This window comes from Reyranella sp. GW821-FHT14A01 (genome assembly GCF_058803965.1).
Genome location: NZ_JBXAPM010000008.1, coordinates 96355 through 112837 on the forward strand (window position 1 = coordinate 96355; position 16483 = coordinate 112837).

18 protein-coding genes are annotated in these 16483 nt (G+C 66.2%); 10 read left to right on the forward strand and 8 right to left on the reverse strand.

The window, feature by feature from the left end:
• Nucleotides 1–15: 15 nt before the first annotated feature.
• Entirely contained in the window at nucleotides 16–2109 is a 2094-nt protein-coding gene (locus AC1ROX_RS15445) for a 3-hydroxyacyl-CoA dehydrogenase NAD-binding domain-containing protein (protein WP_493126837.1), read from the reverse strand.
• Nucleotides 2110–2289: 180 nt separating this feature from the next.
• Between AC1ROX_RS15445 and AC1ROX_RS15450 the strand changes: the two genes are divergently transcribed.
• The gene (locus AC1ROX_RS15450) at nucleotides 2290–3294 is read left to right on the forward strand and encodes a Bug family tripartite tricarboxylate transporter substrate binding protein (protein WP_493126838.1); all 1005 of its coding nucleotides are present in this window, start codon (nucleotides 2290–2292) and stop codon (nucleotides 3292–3294) included.
• Between the two features lie 119 nt (nucleotides 3295–3413).
• Here the strand turns inward: AC1ROX_RS15450 and AC1ROX_RS15455 are convergent, their stop codons facing one another.
• Nucleotides 3414–4799: an amidase gene (locus AC1ROX_RS15455; protein WP_493126839.1), complete on the reverse strand. Its 1386-nt coding sequence runs from the start codon at nucleotides 4797–4799 to the stop codon at nucleotides 3414–3416.
• A gap of 43 nt (nucleotides 4800–4842) precedes the next feature.
• Nucleotides 4843–5463, reverse strand: coding sequence for a TetR/AcrR family transcriptional regulator C-terminal domain-containing protein (locus tag AC1ROX_RS15460; RefSeq protein WP_493126840.1), 621 nt, complete (start codon nucleotides 5461–5463; stop codon nucleotides 4843–4845).
• A gap of 74 nt (nucleotides 5464–5537) precedes the next feature.
• On the opposite strand from AC1ROX_RS15460, the gene AC1ROX_RS15465 reads away from it, so the two are divergent.
• Nucleotides 5538–6425: an alpha/beta hydrolase gene (locus tag AC1ROX_RS15465; RefSeq protein WP_493126841.1), complete on the forward strand. Its 888-nt coding sequence runs from the start codon at nucleotides 5538–5540 to the stop codon at nucleotides 6423–6425.
• 2 nt (nucleotides 6426–6427) lie between these two features.
• Here AC1ROX_RS15465 and AC1ROX_RS15470 read toward each other — a convergent pair whose 3' ends face one another.
• Complete coding sequence (locus AC1ROX_RS15470; protein WP_493126842.1) at nucleotides 6428–7516, reverse strand: mandelate racemase/muconate lactonizing enzyme family protein; 1089 nt, start codon at nucleotides 7514–7516, stop codon at nucleotides 6428–6430.
• A gap of 273 nt (nucleotides 7517–7789) precedes the next feature.
• Between AC1ROX_RS15470 and AC1ROX_RS15475 the strand changes: the two genes are divergently transcribed.
• Both AC1ROX_RS15475 and AC1ROX_RS15480 read left to right on the forward strand, forming a co-directional pair.
• Nucleotides 7790–8299 (forward strand): fasciclin domain-containing protein, encoded by a 510-nt coding sequence (locus AC1ROX_RS15475; RefSeq protein ID WP_493127035.1) that lies wholly within the window; start codon nucleotides 7790–7792, stop codon nucleotides 8297–8299.
• A 131-nt stretch (nucleotides 8300–8430) separates the two neighbouring features.
• The gene (locus AC1ROX_RS15480; protein WP_493126843.1) at nucleotides 8431–8997 is read left to right on the forward strand and encodes a dihydrofolate reductase family protein; all 567 of its coding nucleotides are present in this window, start codon (nucleotides 8431–8433) and stop codon (nucleotides 8995–8997) included.
• On the opposite strand, the gene AC1ROX_RS15485 is transcribed toward AC1ROX_RS15480, so the two are convergent.
• Both AC1ROX_RS15485 and AC1ROX_RS15490 read right to left on the reverse strand, forming a co-directional pair.
• Nucleotides 8994–9731, reverse strand: coding sequence for an MBL fold metallo-hydrolase (locus AC1ROX_RS15485; RefSeq protein WP_493126844.1), 738 nt, complete (start codon nucleotides 9729–9731; stop codon nucleotides 8994–8996). The two genes, AC1ROX_RS15480 and AC1ROX_RS15485, sit on opposite strands and share 4 nt — an antisense overlap.
• Nucleotides 9732–9734: 3 nt before the next feature.
• Complete coding sequence (locus tag AC1ROX_RS15490) at nucleotides 9735–10625, reverse strand: TauD/TfdA dioxygenase family protein (protein ID WP_493126845.1); 891 nt, start codon at nucleotides 10623–10625, stop codon at nucleotides 9735–9737.
• Nucleotides 10626–10680: 55 nt separating this feature from the next.
• On the opposite strand from AC1ROX_RS15490, the gene AC1ROX_RS15495 reads away from it, so the two are divergent.
• Nucleotides 10681–11262: a chromate transporter gene (locus AC1ROX_RS15495; RefSeq protein WP_493126846.1), complete on the forward strand. Its 582-nt coding sequence runs from the start codon at nucleotides 10681–10683 to the stop codon at nucleotides 11260–11262.
• Nucleotides 11259–11789 (forward strand): chromate transporter, encoded by a 531-nt coding sequence (locus AC1ROX_RS15500; protein WP_493126847.1) that lies wholly within the window; start codon nucleotides 11259–11261, stop codon nucleotides 11787–11789. The genes AC1ROX_RS15495 and AC1ROX_RS15500 overlap by 4 nt, the downstream gene beginning before the upstream one ends.
• Here AC1ROX_RS15500 and AC1ROX_RS15505 read toward each other — a convergent pair.
• A complete protein-coding gene (locus AC1ROX_RS15505) occupies nucleotides 11786–12481 on the reverse strand; it encodes a helix-turn-helix transcriptional regulator (protein ID WP_493127036.1) in 696 nt (231 codons plus the stop codon). The genes AC1ROX_RS15500 and AC1ROX_RS15505 overlap by 4 nt on opposite strands.
• Nucleotides 12482–12574: 93 nt before the next feature.
• Between AC1ROX_RS15505 and AC1ROX_RS15510 the strand changes: the two genes are divergently transcribed.
• Genes AC1ROX_RS15510 through AC1ROX_RS15525 form a run of 4 tightly spaced genes read left to right on the forward strand, consistent with a single transcriptional unit; the run spans nucleotide 12575 to nucleotide 14860 of the window.
• The gene (locus tag AC1ROX_RS15510) at nucleotides 12575–12979 is read left to right on the forward strand and encodes a RidA family protein (RefSeq protein ID WP_493126848.1); all 405 of its coding nucleotides are present in this window, start codon (nucleotides 12575–12577) and stop codon (nucleotides 12977–12979) included.
• Nucleotides 12960–13835, forward strand: a complete 876-nt coding sequence (locus AC1ROX_RS15515) for a DMT family transporter (RefSeq protein WP_493126849.1) — start codon at nucleotides 12960–12962, stop codon at nucleotides 13833–13835. The genes AC1ROX_RS15510 and AC1ROX_RS15515 overlap by 20 nt, the downstream gene beginning before the upstream one ends.
• A gap of 57 nt (nucleotides 13836–13892) precedes the next feature.
• On the forward strand, nucleotides 13893–14201 hold the full coding sequence (locus AC1ROX_RS15520) for an ArsR/SmtB family transcription factor (RefSeq protein ID WP_493126850.1): 309 nt from the start codon (nucleotides 13893–13895) through the stop codon (nucleotides 14199–14201).
• A gap of 2 nt (nucleotides 14202–14203) precedes the next feature.
• Nucleotides 14204–14860 carry a cation efflux transmembrane domain-containing protein gene (locus tag AC1ROX_RS15525; RefSeq protein WP_493126851.1) on the forward strand — a complete coding sequence of 219 codons (657 nt, stop codon included), beginning with the start codon at nucleotides 14204–14206 and terminating at the stop codon, nucleotides 14858–14860.
• Here AC1ROX_RS15525 and AC1ROX_RS15530 read toward each other — a convergent pair.
• A complete protein-coding gene (locus tag AC1ROX_RS15530; RefSeq protein WP_493126852.1) occupies nucleotides 14839–16470 on the reverse strand; it encodes a long-chain-fatty-acid--CoA ligase in 1632 nt (543 codons plus the stop codon). The genes AC1ROX_RS15525 and AC1ROX_RS15530 overlap by 22 nt on opposite strands.
• Nucleotides 16471–16483 lie beyond the last annotated feature (13 nt).

The following is a 16483-nucleotide window of genomic DNA, read 5'->3' on the forward strand; positions in this document are numbered from 1 at the left end:
ACAGCGTTTTCAAACTCAGACGCTAGAGAACTTCTTGCCTTCCTGCACCAGCTTCTTGAGCAGCGGGGCAGGCTCCCAGAACGGGTCGCCCGACGCGTCGCGGTACTTCAGCAGCGCGTCGTGGATGGTCTTGAGGCCGACCACGTTGTCGGCCCACCACATCGGGCCGCCGCGATAGACCGGCCAGCCGTAGCCGTTGACCCAGATCACGTCGATGTCGAGCGAGCGCTGGGCCATGCCCTCTTCGAGGATCTTGGCGCCTTCGTTCACCATCGGATAGAGGGCGCGCTCCAGGATCTCCTGGTCGGAGATGGCGCGGCGGGTGATGCCGAGCTTCTTCGAGGTCTCCTCGATGATCTTCTCGACCTCGGGGTCGGGGATCGGCGTGCGGTCGGGCAGATTGTACTTGTAGTAACCCGCGCCGGTCTTCTGGCCGAAGCGGCCCAGCTCGCAGATCGCGTCGGCGACGTAGCCGGTGTAGCGCACGTTGCGCTTTTCCTTTTCCTTCTTGCCCTGGCGGATGCGCCAGCCCACGTCGTTGCCGGCGAGGTCGCTCATGGCGAAGGGGCCCATCGGGAAGCCGTAGTCGTAGACCACCTTGTCGATCTGCTGGGGAAGGGCGCCTTCCTCCATCATGTAGGCCGACTGGATGCCCCTCATGCGAAGCATGCGGTTACCGACGAAGCCTTCGCAGACGCCGACGAGGACTGGGATCTTGCCGATCTTCTTGGAGAACGACATGACCGTGGCGATGACGTCCTTCTCTGTCGCCTTGCCGCGCACGTTCTCCAGCAGCTTCATGACGTTGGCCGGCGAGAAGAAGTGCATGCCGATCACGTCGCCGGGACGCTGCGTGTAGGAGGCGATCTGGTTGACGTCGAGGCCCGACGTGTTGGTCGCCAGGATGGCGCCGGGCTTGGCGACCTCGTCCAGCTTCTTGAAGACGGTTTCCTTGACTTCCATCGTCTCGAACACCGCCTCGATGATGACATCGGCGTCCTTGAGGTCGTTGTAGTCGAGGGTCGGCGTGATCAGCGCCATGCGCTTCTCGACATCCTCGGCCTTCATGCCGCCGCGCTTGGCGGTGTTCTCGTAGTTGGTGCGGATGGTCTTAAGGCCGCGGTCCAGCGCTTCCTGGCTGGTCTCCAGCATCGTCACGGGCACGCCGGCATTGGCGAAGTTCATGGCGATGCCGCCGCCCATCGTGCCGGCGCCGATGATGCCGCCGGTCTTGATCTCGCGCTGCGGCGTGTCGGCCGGCACGTCCTTGACCTTGGCGGCCTCGCGCTCGGCGAAGAAGTAGTGGCGCTGCGCCGCGGACTCCTGGGAGACCAGCAGTTCCTGAAACAGTTCGCCCTCGCGCTTCATGCCCTCGTCGAAGGGAAGCTCGCAGGCCGCCTGGACGCACTTGATGATGTTCCAAGGCGCCTTGAAACCGCGCGCCTTGCGGGCGATCGCCTTCTCGGTCTCCTTGAACAGATCGGGCGATTCCAGCGTCGCCGTCAGATCGCGCACGCGCCGGCGCGGCGCATTCTGCGCCACCAGCATCTGAGCATGGGCCACGGCGCCCGCCAGCAGGTCGCCGTCCACGATCGCATCGATGATGCCCTTGGACTTGGCCTCGGGCGCGGGGATGTGGCGGCCCGACAGGATCGCGTCGAGCGCATATTTGGCGCCGGTGAGACGCGGCAGGCGCTGCGTGCCGCCGGCGCCGGGAAGAATGCCGAGATGCACTTCGGGAAGGCCGACGCGCGTGGTCGCGACCGACACACGATAGTGTGCGCCGAGCGCCGTCTCGAGGCCGCCGCCCAGCGGCGTGCCGTGCAGCGCGGCGACGACGATCTTGGGGCAGTCTTCCATCGCCTTGATGACGTCGTTCAGGTTGGCGCCGGTGCGCGGCTTGCCGAACTCGCGGATATCGGCGCCGGCGATGAAGGTGCGGCCCGAGCCGATCAGCACGATCGCATCGACGCTGGGGTCGCTGCCGAACGCCTCGATGCCCGCCTTGATGCCGTCGCGCACAGCGGCGCCCAGCGCATTCACCGGCGGATTGTTGACGGTGAGGATTCCGATGCGCCCCTCTTTGGAGCGAATGACAGCGTCGGACATGGACGTTCTTCCCTGGTGAGACCCGTTTCGGACGGGTGGTCTTAGCAATCTCTGCCTGCGCCGCCCAGCGACCTCGCGTTTCGCTTTGCGGAGAAAGGTGCAGGTACACAGCCTAGCCGCTCCGAAAGTCAGCCGCTATGCATCGCCCCCTAAAAACGAAATTGGGAGGCTATGAGAAAAATGAGCAAAGTAATCACCACTCGTCGCGGCCTGCTTCGGGCCGGTGCCGGCGCCAGCCTGCTCATCGCCGCTCCGTCCATCGTGCGCGCCCAAGCTGCCACGTGGCCCAACAAGCCGATCACCATCATCGTGAACTTCCCCGCCGGCGGCCTCACCGACGGCATCGCCCGCGCCTTCGGCCAATCTGTCAGCCAGGCCACCGGCCAGCAGGTGATGATCGACAACAAGCCGGGCGCCAGCGGCAATATCGGCGCGGCCCTCGTCGCCCGTGCGCCGGCCGACGGCTACACCTTCCTGCACTCGGTCTCGAGCACGCTCATCCAGAACCGGGTGATGTTCAAGACGCTGGGCTTCGATCCCGACAAGGACCTGACCGTCGTGTCCGGCACCTCGTCGGGCGTGCTGCCGGTGGTCGTGCACAAGTCGCTGCCGGCCGAGGTCAAGGACCTCAAGTCGTTCATCGAGTATGCCAAGAAGAACAAGGTGAACTTCGGTTCGTGGGCAATGGGCTCCTCGGCCCACATCTTCGCCCAGACGCTGAACGAGAAGTACGGGCTCACGATGGAGATCGTGACCTACAAGGGCGAAGCGCCGATGTGGCAGGACATGGGCGCGGGCTCGCTGCAGGCCGCCATGGGCAGCCCGCAGGCGATGAACGCGCTGATCCTGAAGGGTGACGTTCGCGGCATTGCAGCGCCGTCCCGGGTGCGTGCCCGTGCGCTGCCCGACACGCCGACCTCGCGCGAGCAGGGCTTCGATGACGATGCCTTCACCGTGTCGGGCTGGCTGGCGCTGGCAGCACCTGCCGCGACGCCCAAGGACATCATCAAGAGGATGTCCGACCTGTGGGTCGCCGCGGCCGACTCCGAGCCCGGCAAGAAGATGATGGACAGTTTCGCCCTCGTGGAGAAGCCGATGGGCCACGAGGAAGTCATGGCCGACTACGAGCGGCTGAAGTTGACCCTCATCCCGCGCATCGTCGCCCTCGGCATGAAGCCCGAGTAAAAGGATCCCTCACTTCGTTCGGGATGACACTATTGTCGGGGTGAGCGCTGTGCGTCGATCCTAAAATGGGTGTCATCGCGGGCGGGGTAATCCCCGCCCTGAAGCGCAGCGAAGGATCCTTAGGCCGAGACCCGCTTCAGCGTCTCGTCGAACCAGCGCGCGAGGCCGGTCATGCGGGCGTCCTCGTGCTTCTGGCCCATGAGCTGCAGGCCGACCGGCATGCCGCCGACGCTCATCAGCGGCAGGGTGACGACCGGTGCGAACAGCATCGAGCTCGGCGCGTTGAACACGAAGTCGCCGGTCGGACGCGGCGCCAGCGGCTGGCCCGGCACGTCGCCCGACCAGACCGGGGCGGGGCCGGGGCAGGCGAGCGTGATCGCGGCGTCGGCCAAGGGCGCCATCGTCACATGCATGCGCTGGGCGTTCTCGCGCGCCAGCAACGCCATGCGATAGTCGTCCAGGCTCATCTTCTCGGCCTTGGCCAGCGTCGCCTTCGCGCGCTCGCTGACGCCGGCCGGATTGTTGTCGACGATGCCGCGCTGGCCCCAGCGATTCTCCCAGCTGGTGACGCCGCCGCAGACATTGCGGCCGTTGGCGATCGACCGTTCGAGCGCCTCGACCCAGGGATGATCCTTGCGATGGATCAGCTCGATGCCGGCATCGCGGAGCTGCTTCAGCACGCCCTCGAAGGCGGCCTTGGTCGCGTCGTCGACCTCGACCCAGCCCTCGGTCTCCAGCACGACCAAGCGATTGGGCTTCACGGCCGCCGGAAGTGTCGAGGGACCCATCAGGCCGACCTCGCCGCGGTCGCCGCCGGCGCGCTGCGCGATCTCGATCGCCGCTTGCCACATGTCCTGCAGCGAGTTGGCGTGCGGACCGTGCGTGCTCTGGCTGGTCGCCTGGCGCTCGCCGCGATTGATGCCGCCCTGCGTCGGCTTCAGCGCGTAGTTCCCGCAATAGGCGGCGGGGCGGATGATGGAGCCGCCGACCTGCGTGCCGATGGCGGCCGGCACCATGTTGGCGCCCACCGCCGCCGCCGAACCGGAGGAGGAGCCACCCGGCGTCCGCGTGGCGTCAAACGGGTTGGTCGTCGGGCCGGGATGCGAGCCGCCCAGCTCGGCCGTCACCGACTTGGCGAGGATCACGGCGCCGGCCTGGCGCAGGGCCCAGACGGCGGCATTGTCGCGCTTGGGGAAATTGCCCTTGAACGCCTCGCAGCCCATCTGCGTCGGCATGTCCTTGGTTTCGAGCAGGTCCTTGATGGCGAGCGGCATGCCGTCGATCGATGAGAGCGGCTTACCTTCCTTCCAGCGCGCGGCGCTGGCGTCGGCCGCGTCACGGGCGCCCGCCTCGTTGATCGCGGTGAAAGCCTTCACCACCGGCTCGCGCGCAGCCACAGTCTCCAGGCAGCGTTCGAGATAGGCACGCGGCGTGTCGCTGCCGTCGGCGAAACGCTTCGTCGCATCGTGGAAGGTGAGCGGCTTGAAATCCTTGTACGCGGTCATGAATTCACGAGTCTCCGGATGATGGTGCGCGAACCATAGCATCTCAGCGTGCGAGCCCCGCCATGACGATGTCGAGGCCGGCGCGGAATTCCCTGTCGGCACCGAGCTTCGCCGCCGCGTCGGCGATCTCGATCAGCCGTGGAAAGCGGTCCGCCGGCAGAGCCTGGGCGCGTGCGATATCCTCGCGGCCTTCGTCGGGCACCAGGGGATCGGCGAGCTGGGCCTGCGCGAAGCCCATCACGAAGCCCGAGACGGTGCGGAAGGCGACCAGGAGATCGGCGCCGGAGCGTCCGCTCCTCGCCAGCGCGCGCAGCAGCGCCTCCGCCCAGACCAATGTCGTTTCGTGCAGGGTCCTTCGTGTCAGGACCAGCGGGATCACGTTGGGATGGCGGCGCACGGTGCGCCACGTCACCTCGACGATCGCCGTCACATCGGCGCGCCAGTCGCCGCGCTCACGCGGCAGCCGGACCTCGCCCATCACGGCCTCGACCACCAGCGCGTCGAGGTCGTCGCGATCCTTCACGTAGTTATAGAGCGTCATCGGTCCGGTCCCCAGCGCGCCGGCCAGCGACCGCATGGAGAGGGCCGGCAGGCCGTCGCGGTCGACGATCGTGAGCGCGGCCTCCTGGAGCTGGGCGCGCGTGAACTTGGCCTTGGGCGGCATGGCACTCCTTGACAACGTACAGTGTACGTATTATTTCCGATTCAACACGTACACTGTACCTTAAGGAAAAGGTCATGACCATCCGCACATCGTTCCGCTCCGGTGCGGAGGACTGCGCCGCCTGGCTTACCCTGCCGGCAGGCGAGGGGCCGCATCCGGTGGTCCTGCTGATCCACGGTGGCGGTGCCACCCACTCGATGATGCTCGACCAGTACGAGCGGCGCTTCTCGGCGGCAGGCTTCGCCGTCGTGGCCTTCGACTTCCGTCATCTCGGCGAGTCCGGCGGCTCGCCGCGCCAGCTCATGAACCTCGGCCGCTACTTCGAGGACATCGACGCCGCCATCCGCTTTATCCGCAGCCGGCCCGAACTCGACCCGGCGCGCATCGCATTGTGGGGCACCTCGTTCGGCGCCAGCCATGTCGTGGCCACGGCGGCGCGCCGGCCCGGCATCGCGGCGGCGGTGGTGCAGTGTCCCATTCTCAAGGGGCGTGCGCCGGCGCTAGCGTCCGGCCTCGGCCATCTGATGCGATTCACGGTGCCGATTATGTCCGACCTGATGCGCGCCGCGTTGGGGCTCGGCCGGCGCTACGTGCAGATCGTCGGCCGGCCGGGTGAACTCGCCTTCGTCAACCGGCCCGGTGCTTACGAAGGTTGGATGTCGGTGGTGCCCGAGGGCGTCGTTTTCGACGGCCGCGTTCCGGCCGGGGCCGCGATCGGCATGCTGTTCTACGACGCCGCGTCGCAGGCGTCCCGCGTGCGCTGCCCGTTGCTGGTCTGCGTCAGCGAACGCGAGGACCTGATGGACCCGGCGATCGCGCTCGAGGTCGCGCGCAAGGCGCCTCGCGGCGAGGCAATCCGCTATCCGACGGACCATTTCGATGTCTATCACCCGCCGTTCATCGACCGCATCGTCGGCGACCAGATCGCTTTTCTGTCGCGTTACCTCGATCCTGGTCGATGATCTCAGCGCACCCGATAGCGCTCGATCGCGTCGGGATCGAAGGTGAAGCCGAGGCCGGGCCGGTCGGGCACCGAGATGCAGCCGTCCTCGACGGAGATGGACTCACGATAGAGTTTCGACGTCCACGGCATGTATTCCAGCCAGGTCGTGTTGGCGAAGGCGCCGAGGATGCCGATGCTCTGCTGCGTGAAGAGATGGTTGGAGATGGCGATGTCGTGCGCCGCCGCGAGATGCGCCACCTTCACGAACTCGCTGACGCCGCCGACGCGGCCGAGATCGGCCATCCAGATGTCGGCCGCGCCATGCGCCAGCATCTCGCGGAAGCCGTAGCGCGTCGCCTCGGTCTCGCCGCTGGCGATCGGGGTATCGAGGGCGGCGGCGACCTTAGCCGAACCGCGATGGTCGTAGGGCGCGACCGGCTCCTCGAACCAGGTGAGATCGAAGTCTTCCAGTTTACGGCCGAGGCGGATCGCGTGATCGGCGGTGAAGCCGCGGCTGGCGTCGCACATCAGCGAGACCCTGGGGCCGATCGCCTTGCGCACCGCCGCGACCCGCTCGACGTCTTCTTCGACGTGCTTCTTGCCGACCCGCATCTTCACGCCGCGGAAGCCCTCGGCGACATAACCAGCGGCTTCCTTCGCCAGCTCGTCCGGCGTCGCCGACAACCAAAGGCCAGCGCTGGAATAGACGGGGATGCGGTCGTGCGCGGCGCCCAGCATGTGGGTGACCGACTGTCCCAGCGCCTTGCCCTTGGCGTCCCACAAAGCGGTGTCGACGCCGGCCAAGCCGAAGATCGTCACGCCCTTGTGACCGAGGAAATAGAGCTCGCGCCACATCTGCTCCCAGAAGCGCTCTGCATAGCGGATGTCTTCCCCGACGAGGGCGGGCTTCAGGCTGTCGACCATGGCGCGCAGCACCTCGATACGCCGTCCGCCCAGGGTGAACAGGAAACTCTCGCCGGTCACGCCAATGTCAGTGTCGATGAAGATCAGCACGGCGCCGATGCGATCGTTGCTGACACCACTCGAATTGCGCGTCGGCCGGTCGAGCGGCACCTCGACGACGATTGTCCTGAGATCGGTAACGCGCATGCCTGTCTCTCCCTTGGATCACCGTAATCGTCGCCGGCCGCGTCACGAAAGTGTGCGAGCAGCGCGATGAACCGGCTTTGGAGCAAGGGCGTACCACACGGTGAAGAGGCTGCAATACCCGCAGTCCTCTTGGGCCGGTGACGAGCGCGCCGTCGTCGGTCGTAAAGACACGAACAAGCATCCAACTGGAGAAAACATATGCTCAAGCGTCATACGCTGATCGCGGCTGCGGCCCTGTGCGTGCTCTCGGTCGCTCCCGCCTTTGCCCAGACGATGGCTCCGGCCGCGTCGACCCCGGCCAACCCGATGGTCGGCGGCGCACCGATGTATGCCAACAAGACGATCGTCGACAACGCAGTCAATTCCAAGGATCACACCACGCTCGTCGCCGCCGTGAAGGCCGCCGGTCTCGTCGAGACACTGCAGGGCCCGGGCCCGTTCACCGTCTTCGCACCGACCAACGCGGCCTTCGCAAAGTTGCCGCCGGGTACGGTCGAGATGCTGGTGAAGCCCGAGAACAAGGCCAAGCTCACGAAGGTCCTGACCTGCCATGTCGTGTCGGCCAATGCCATGTCGCCTGCGATCGCCAAGATGATCGCGGACGACAAGGGCACGCATCCCGTCAAGACGGTCGGCGGCTGCGTGCTGCAGGCCAAGATGATGGGCGACAAGATCACGCTCACCGACGAGAACGGCAACGTCGCCACGGTGACGATCGCCGACGTGAAGCAGTCGAACGGCGTCATCCACGTGATCGACACGGTTCTCCTGCCGAAGGGCTAAACGACCCATCTTTCCTGATGAATGGGAGCGGCGGGGATTTTCCCCGCTGCTTTCATTTGCGCTAGGGTGCGCTGCATCCATTGGTCGGGGCATTCGTTACCCGGCTCACGGGATGTTTTCAGGGGCAGGCCATGACCAGCAGGCGACCGCGCATCGAGGGATTCGCCATCATTTCCGCCGAGGGCATGATTGCGGCGTCTGATGGATCCTTCCCGGAGAACCTCAAGATTCCGGCGGACCAGAAATTCTACCAGGACTCGGTTGACCGGGCGGCCGCGGTCGCCAATGGACGGCATTCGTCGGAAGGCGGGCCAAAGGAAGCGGCGCGCCGGCGCATCATCCTGACCCGGCGCGTCGAGCGCGTGGTCGTCTGTCCGGACAATGCGAATGCCGTGCTTTGGAACCCTGCCTCGGCGCCGTTCGAGGAGGCCTGGCTGAAGCTCAACCTTCCGGGCGGCACTTTGGCCGTGGTGGGAGGTACCGACGTGTTCGGCCTGTTCCTCAACATCGGCTACGATTCCTTCTTCCTGACGCGCGCCGATGCCAGCGTGCCGCACGGCAGGCCGGTCTTCCCCGGCGTCGGCCGGAATGCGACACCGGAAGAGATCTTCGAGAAGCACGGCATGGTCCTGCGCGAGACCCGCATGCTCGACCCCGCGACCAACACGCGGGTCGAGGAGTGGGTGCCGAAGGGCTAGAAGTCGACGACCAACCCGTCGTGCGCCGCTTCGAGGGCGATCTCGGAGCCGCGACCTAAAAGCTCGGCGCTCATGTGGGTGACGATGGTGCGTTTGGCGCCGATCTGCGGCAGGTGGTTGACCAGGGTCGTGTAGTCGATGTGGTACTTCATCACCTTGTCGAAGAAGTAGGCCTCGCAGATGAAGAGGTCGGCGTCGCGCGCGGCGGGAACAAGCTCCTCCACCCATTCGGTGTCGCCTGAATAGGTCAGCACCTTGCCTTCGGTTTCGATGCGCAGCGCGTAGGAGGGGGCGCCGCTATAGTGCTTCATCAGGTAGGGCGTGACGGCGAGGCCGTTCATCTCGACGCGCTCGTGCAGTTCGAGCTCGCGGATCTCCAGATCGAACTTGCGCTGGACGTGGGTCGAGCCCGCGAACATTGCTTCCATGATGATCATCAACCGCTCGCGAAAGCCGGGCGGACCCGCCAGCAGCAGCGGAGCCGTGCGGCGGCTGACGAGCTGGGCATCCAGCAGGAAGAAGGGCAGGCCGGCGAAATGGTCGCCGTGCAGGTGGCTCACCAGCACGGTCGAGATCGCGTTGGGCTCGACTTCCCATTTGCGGATGGCGACCATCGACGAGGCGCCGCAATCCACCAGCAGGTTGCCGTGGTCGGCGCGCTCGATGTGGAAACACGTGTTGAACCGTCCGCCGCTGCCGAAGGCATCGCCGGATCCGAGAAACTGCAGCCGCATCGACTAAGGCGCCTGCTCCAGGCTCGAGACCGAGTTGGTGAGCGTGGTGCGCCGCATGTCGCGCACTTCCTTGGAATCGAAGCGCCGCGCGCGGTGCATGGTGGCGCGGTTGTCCCACATCACCAGGTCGTGCGGCCGCCAGACATGGGCGTAGACAAACTGGCGCTGCGTCGCATGCTCGGTGAGATCGCGCAGGAAGGCGCGCGCCTCGGGCATCGGCCAGCCCTCGATGCCGCCGGCATGGCTGGCGAGGTAGAGTGACAGGCGGCCGGATCCGGGATGGCGGCGCACCAGGCGCTGGCGCACCGGCGCCCACTTCAGGCGCTCGGCGTCGGTGAAATCCTCGAAACCCAGGATGCCGCGCGAGAAGATCTGGCTGTGCAGGCAGATCAGGTCCTGCACTTCGCGCTTCTCCGCGTCACTCAGCGCATCGTAGGCCGCGCGCATGTCGGCGAACTCGGTGTTGCCGCCGGCCGACGGGATGGTGCGCGCCGACAGGAGCGAATAGAGGGCGGGGACTTCCTTGAACGAGCTGTCGGAATGCCAGAGCTGGTTGCCCAGGCCGAACAGGCGGCGGCGGTCGTCGCGCGCCAGCACGTTGCCGTTGCGGTCGAGGTTGGAGATGTCGTTGAGGTCCATGCTCATGCGCCGTTCCTCGGGCGGCATGATGTCTCCGGTCGCCTGCTCGAGCGGACCGAGCTGTTTGCTGAAGGCGAGCTGGCTCTCGTCGTCGAGCTTCTGGTCGCGGAACACCAGCACGCCGTACTGGTTCATCCCGTCATGGATGAAGGCGACTTCCTCGTCGCTCAGCCGATGGGTGAGGTCGATGCCCGAGACTTCGCCAGCGAAGAACGGGCGGTTCTGCGGATCGAGGGGGCGGATGGATTTGGTCATGGTGCCTACAGGCTAGCGCGGAAGGCCGCGAACGGCGAGGCGGGACGGCGGCAATTTGCTATCTTGGCTCGCAATGCAACATGACTCGTCCGTTTCGCCGCGCCGCAACATAGGCAAGGCAGAGCTCTTCTTCGGCTTCCTCAAGATCGGCCTTTTAGGCTTCGGCGGCATTGCGCCGTGGGCCCGCCACATCATCGTCGAGGAGAAACGCTGGCTCACCGACCGGGAGTTCGCCGAAGTCCTGGGCGTCGGGCAGGTGCTGCCCGGGCCGAACGTCATGAACGCCTCCATCATCATCGGCGACCGCAACCAGGGCCTGATCGGCGTGCTGCTCTGCCTCACGGGGCAGTTGGTGATGCCGCTGCTGATCGTGGTCGCGCTCGCGGTTTTCTATGAACGGGTCGCGTCCATCCCCGAGGTGAATGCCGCGTTGATCGGAGCGGCGGCCGCGTCCGCTGGTCTGGTGTTGGGGACAGCGCTCAAGATGGTGCGCAACATCCGGCCGACGCCGCTGGCATTCGGCATCGGTGCGGCGGGCTTCGCGGCCATCGGGCTGCTGCGCTGGCCGCTGGTCCCCGTTGTCGTCGTGCTGGTGCCGCTTGCTATCGTCGCGACCCTGATGAGGCGCCGCAGATGACCGGGGTGCTCGTCGAACTGGCGCGGACCTTCGCGCTCCTCTCGCTGGTTTCGATCGGCGGGATCAATGCGCTGCTGCCCGAGATCCATCGCCAGATCGTCGATGTCCACGGCTGGATGACCGACCAGGCCTTTGCCAGCGCCTTCGCCATCGCCAATGCCTCGCCCGGTCCCAACATCATCTTCGTCAGCCTGATCGGCTGGCAGGTCGCGGGCCTGCCCGGCCTGGTGGTCTCGACGCTCGCCATCCTGATCCCGTCCAGCACGCTCGCCTATTTCGCCGGCCGCGCCCTCACGCGCTGGTCCCATCACCCGTTCGTGGCGGCGCTGCGCGACGCACTGATCCCGGTCGCGCTCGGCCTGATGCTGGCGTCGGGCGTCTCGATGATGCGCACTGTCGACCGCGACGTCGTCACGGTGCTGATCAGCCTCGCGACGGCCGCCTTCGTCTATACGACCCGGCGCAATCCGCTCTGGGCACTGGCCAGCGGCGCAATCGTCAACATGGCGGCGCTGCACGTTTTCTAGGTAAGCGGCGGCCGCACCTTCGGCAGCTCCGACCATTCGCGGAACAGGCGGCCATTGTCCTGGTCGAAATGCTCGTCCAGCACCTTCGAGGATTGGATGCGCTCGACGCGGAAGTTGCGATAGCCGTTGCGCAGCTCGCACCAGGCGCCGACCAGCGTGACGTCGACATAATAGGCCATGGCGATCGGCCAGATCGTGCGGTTGGTACGGCGGCCCTGTTCGTCGGCGTAGGAGATGTGGAGCTTGCGGCTGTCGCGGATCGCGGCGCGCACGTCGGCGAGATCGACGCCGCGCGGTTCGACCGTGTCGCCGGGCGAGACGAAGAAGGGCGTCGAAACGAGCTGGCGGCGCAGTGCTTCGGGCAGCACCACCGTCACCTTGGAGAAGACGCTGTCGGCCGCCTCCTGCAGCTTGGCGTCGCGCAGGCGGCGGACGAGGCGCGCGCCGATGGCGATGGCCTCGACCTCGTCGGCCGTGAACATGAGCGGCGGCAGGTCGAAGCTCTTGCGCAGCACGTAGCCGACCCCGGCCGCCCCATCGATCGGCACGCGCCGCGCCTGCAGGGTCGCGATGTCGCGATAGATGGTGCGCGGCGTCACTTCCAGTTCGGCCGCCAGCGCCGCGGCGGTGACCGGCGCGGTGGCCGTCCGCAGGTGCTGGATGATGTCGAACAGGCGGTCGGAGCGGCGCATGAGGCTCAATTTATGGGCCTCTTTTACTGCTGACACAACGCTGTCAGTAGGAGGTCTCTAGGGTCAGGGCATCCAACTTCCGAGGAGAAATCGATGTCCCGAATCGAGATGACAATGCCGCACGTGCCGGCGCTGGCCAAGTTCGCTCAACGCAACACGGTGCCGACCTCGCCGGTCGTTCGCGCCGGCGACTGGGTCTATGTCTCCGGCCTGCCGCCGGTCAATCCCGAGACTGGCGGCTACGATATCCTGCCGATCGACGCGCAGGCGCGGCGGGTGCTCGATCACCTGAAATCCTGCCTGGAGGCGGCGGGCTCGGCGCTCGACAGGGTCGTGAAGTGCAACGTCTACTGCTCGAACCCGGCCTACTTCGCGACCGTCAACACGGTCTATGCCGAGTATTTCGGCGACCATAAGCCCGCGCGCATCTTCGTCTGCACGGCGGGATGGTTCGGCCCGTTCGATCTCGAGATCGACTGTGTCGCTCTCGCGAAGTAGGGCGGCGTGGGTCGGCACGGCGCTGCTCGCCGCTTCGGCCGTCGCCTATTCGAGCGCTGGCTTCTATACGCGGCTGATCGACGTCGATGCCTGGACGATGCTGTTCTGGCGAGGGCTGTTCGGCGGTTTGTTCCTGGCGGGCATGCTGCTGTGGCGCGAGCAGGGGAGGGTTATGCAGGCCGTGCACGCCATCGGCCGCGACGGCCTCCTGATCGCGCTGTGCTCGGCACTGGCAACCGTGTGCTTCCTGAATGCGCTGCGGCTCTCCACGGTGGCCGACGTGCTGGTGATCGACGCCACGATCCCGTTCGTGACGGCGGGCATCGCCTGGCTGGTACTGCGTGAGCGCGAGGACTGGGTCACGCTGGCCGCCACGGTCGCGGCGGTGGTCGGCGTGGCCGTGATGATGGGTGCGGCAGAGGCCGGCGGACGCCTGTCGGGCAACCTGCTGGCCGTCGGCATGGCCGTGCTGATGTCGCTCGTGCTGGTGCTGATCCGGCGCAATCCCGGCGTCAGCATGCTGCCGGCTGTCGGACTCTCGGCCTTTCTGTGTGCCCTGATCGTGCTGCCGTTCGCGCGGCCGCTGGCGGTGAGCGGCGGGGAATTCCTCCTGCTCGCGCTGTTCGGCATCAGCCAGTTCGGCCTCGGCCTGTTGCTGCTGGCGCTGGGCACGCCGCTGGTCTCCGCGACGCGCGGCGCCCTGATCGGCGTGCTGCAGACGCCGCTCGGCACGCTCTGGGTCTGGCTGGCCTTCGCAGAGACGCCGGGCTGGATCACCCTGATCGGCGGCGCGATCGTGGTCGGGGCGGTGGTTTGCGACATCGCGATCCGGCGTCCACAGGAGGAGATAACGTAACGATTCAAGCGGATTGACGGGCAGGAGCATCATGCTTACATTTGAACAGTTGTTCAAATGTCCAAGACCAAGAAAACCCTCCTGACCGACGACCATGCGGTGGCGCTGGCCGACCTGTTCCGACTGCTGGGCGATCCGACCCGGCTGAAGATCGTGGTCTCCTGCCTGCGCACGCCGCTGGCGGTGTCGGACATCGCCGACCGGCTTGGCCTCTCGGTGTCGCTGGTGAGTCATCACCTGCGGCTATTGAAGGGCGCGCGGCTGGTACGGGCCGACCGGCAGGGCAAGCAGGTCTACTACGAGGCCGACGACCTCCATGTCCGTCGCATGGTCGAGGACATGGTCTCTCACATAGCGGAGCACTGAAAATGAGCGCCCATTGCCACGATCACGGACACGAGCATGCCAGTGCGGCGGCGAACTCGCCCGCCTACAAGCGCATCCTGTGGATCGCGCTGGCAGTGAACCTCGCCATGTTCGTGGTCGAGATCGGCGCCGGTGTTGCCGCGCAGTCGGTGTCACTGCTGGCCGACTCGCTCGACTTCCTGGGTGACGCGGGCAATTACGGCATCAGCCTGTTCGTGCTGGGCATGGCGATCCAGTGGCGCGCCCGCGCCTCGCTGCTGAAGGCCGCCAGCATGGGCGCCTTCGGCCTGTGGGTCGCGATCACCACCATCAACCACGCGATGGCCGGCACCGTGCCGGCGGCGCCGGTGATGGGCATCGTCGGTGCGCTGGCGCTGGCGGCCAACTTCGGCGTGGCCTTGCTGCTCTATCGCTGGCGCGAAGGCGACAGCAACATGCGGTCGGTGTGGATCTGCACGCGCAACGACGCGATCGGCAATCTCGCCGTGCTGGCCGCCGCCGCGGGCGTGTTCGGCTCGGGTACCGGCTGGCCGGACTATCTCGTCGCCGCGATCATGTCCGGCCTGGCCCTGGTCGGCGCCTTCCAGGTGACGCGCCAGGCGATTGCCGAGCTGCGTCAGTCCCGGAAGGCAGACGCTCACGCGGTCGGGAGCTTGTAGCTCTCGAACTGCTTGCGGAGCGCGGTCTTAAGGATCTTGCCGGTGGCGCCGTGCGGGATGGCGTCGATGAACTGCACGTCGTCCGGCATCCACCACTTGGCGATCTTGCCGTCGAGATACTTGAGCACATCGTCCTTGGTCACGTCGGCCTCGGGCCGGCGGACGATGATCAGAAGGGGTCGCTCGTCCCACTTGGGATGAGCGACGCCGATCACCGCGGCCTCGGCCACGCCCTCGCAGCCCATGGCCGCATTCTCGAGGTCGATCGAGCTGATCCACTCGCCGCCCGACTTGATCACATCCTTCGAGCGGTCGGTGATGACGACCGAGCCGTCGCTCTCGATCTTGCAGACGTCGCCGGTATGGAACCAGTCGTTCTCGAGGAACTGGGTTCTGCCGTCGCCCTTCATGTAGCCCTTCACGATCCACGGACCGCGTACGACCATGTTGCCCGAGACGCTGCCGTCCAGCGGCAGGTCGTTGCCGGCATCGTCGATGATCTTCATCTCGCAGCCGAATACCGGCCGGCCCTGCTTGGCGGTGATGGCGAAGCGGTCGGCATCGGGCAGGTCGCGCTCGCCCTTGTTGAAGCGGGTGAGGGTGCCGAGCGGGCTCATCTCGGTCATGCCCCAGCCCTGGGCGACCTCGACGCCATGCTCCTTCCAGAAGCGCTCGATCATGGCGTAGGGCACGGCCGAGCCGCCGATCAGCGTGCGCTTGACCGAGTCCATCTTGAGATTGTTCTGCTTGCAGTAGTCGAGCAGCGCCAGCCAGACCGTCGGCACGCCGGCCGACAAGGTCACCTTCTCCTTGTCTAAAAGCTCGTAGAGGCTGGCGCCGTCGAGCTTGAAGCCCGGGAAGACCAGCTTGGTGCCGCAGAAGGGGCCGGCATAGACGAGGCCCCAGGCATTGGCATGGAACATCGGCACCACCGGAAGAATGGTCGTGTCGGGATCGAGCGCCAGCACCGGGCCCGAGCACATCATCATCGAATGGATCATCGTCGAGCGGTGCGAGTAGAGCACGCCCTTAGGGTTGCCGGTGGTGCCGGACGTGTAGCAGAGCGAGGAGGCGGTCTTCTCGTCGAACTCCGGCCAGGTGAGCGTGCCGGGCTTGTCGGCAATCAGCTCCTCGTAGCAGAGCAGGTTGGGGATCTTGGCCGAGGTCGGCATATGGGCGCGGTCGGTCATGACCACGACATGCTTCACGGTCTTGAGCTGATCGAACACGCCTTCGACGATCGGCACCAGGTTCAGGTCGACGAAGATGATCTGGTCCTCGGCATGGTTGGCAATGTAGGCCACATGCTCGGGCGCCAGGCGCGGGTTCAGCGTGTGCAGCACGGCGCCGATGCCGGAAATACCGAAGTAGAGCTCGAAATGGCGATAGGTGTTCCAGGCGATGGTGCCGACCCGGTCGCCGAGCTTGATGCCCAGCCCCTGCAGCGCTTCCGCGAGCTGCTTGGCGCGCTTGTGCGCGTCCTTGTAGCCGTAGCGATGGATCGGACCCTCGACGGTACGCGTCACGATCTCGACCTCGGGATAGGAGGCGGCCGCATAGTCGATGATCTGCGAGATCAACAGCGGACGGTCTTGCATCAAACCCTGCATGGCGTTCCCTCTT

What these genes read in the sequence shown, in the direction of transcription:
- AC1ROX_RS15445 (WP_493126837.1), bottom strand. Translation starts at nt 2,109, where the DNA reads ATGTCCGACGCTGTCATTCGCTCCAAAGAGGGGCGCATCGGAATCCTC.
- AC1ROX_RS15450 (WP_493126838.1), top strand. Translation starts at nt 2,290, where the DNA reads ATGAGCAAAGTAATCACCACTCGTCGCGGCCTGCTTCGGGCCGGTGCC.
- AC1ROX_RS15455 (WP_493126839.1), bottom strand. Translation starts at nt 4,799, where the DNA reads ATGACCGCGTACAAGGATTTCAAGCCGCTCACCTTCCACGATGCGACG.
- AC1ROX_RS15460 (WP_493126840.1), bottom strand. Translation starts at nt 5,463, where the DNA reads ATGCCGCCCAAGGCCAAGTTCACGCGCGCCCAGCTCCAGGAGGCCGCG.
- AC1ROX_RS15465 (WP_493126841.1), top strand. Translation starts at nt 5,538, where the DNA reads ATGACCATCCGCACATCGTTCCGCTCCGGTGCGGAGGACTGCGCCGCC.
- AC1ROX_RS15470 (WP_493126842.1), bottom strand. Translation starts at nt 7,516, where the DNA reads ATGCGCGTTACCGATCTCAGGACAATCGTCGTCGAGGTGCCGCTCGAC.
- AC1ROX_RS15475 (WP_493127035.1), top strand. Translation starts at nt 7,790, where the DNA reads ATGGCTCCGGCCGCGTCGACCCCGGCCAACCCGATGGTCGGCGGCGCA.
- AC1ROX_RS15480 (WP_493126843.1), top strand. Translation starts at nt 8,431, where the DNA reads ATGACCAGCAGGCGACCGCGCATCGAGGGATTCGCCATCATTTCCGCC.
- AC1ROX_RS15485 (WP_493126844.1), bottom strand. Translation starts at nt 9,731, where the DNA reads ATGCGGCTGCAGTTTCTCGGATCCGGCGATGCCTTCGGCAGCGGCGGA.
- AC1ROX_RS15490 (WP_493126845.1), bottom strand. Translation starts at nt 10,625, where the DNA reads ATGACCAAATCCATCCGCCCCCTCGATCCGCAGAACCGCCCGTTCTTC.
- AC1ROX_RS15500 (WP_493126847.1), top strand. Translation starts at nt 11,259, where the DNA reads ATGACCGGGGTGCTCGTCGAACTGGCGCGGACCTTCGCGCTCCTCTCG.
- AC1ROX_RS15505 (WP_493127036.1), bottom strand. Translation starts at nt 12,481, where the DNA reads ATGCGCCGCTCCGACCGCCTGTTCGACATCATCCAGCACCTGCGGACG.
- AC1ROX_RS15510 (WP_493126848.1), top strand. Translation starts at nt 12,575, where the DNA reads ATGTCCCGAATCGAGATGACAATGCCGCACGTGCCGGCGCTGGCCAAG.
- AC1ROX_RS15520 (WP_493126850.1), top strand. Translation starts at nt 13,893, where the DNA reads ATGTCCAAGACCAAGAAAACCCTCCTGACCGACGACCATGCGGTGGCG.
- AC1ROX_RS15525 (WP_493126851.1), top strand. Translation starts at nt 14,204, where the DNA reads ATGAGCGCCCATTGCCACGATCACGGACACGAGCATGCCAGTGCGGCG.
- AC1ROX_RS15530 (WP_493126852.1), bottom strand. Translation starts at nt 16,470, where the DNA reads ATGCAGGGTTTGATGCAAGACCGTCCGCTGTTGATCTCGCAGATCATC.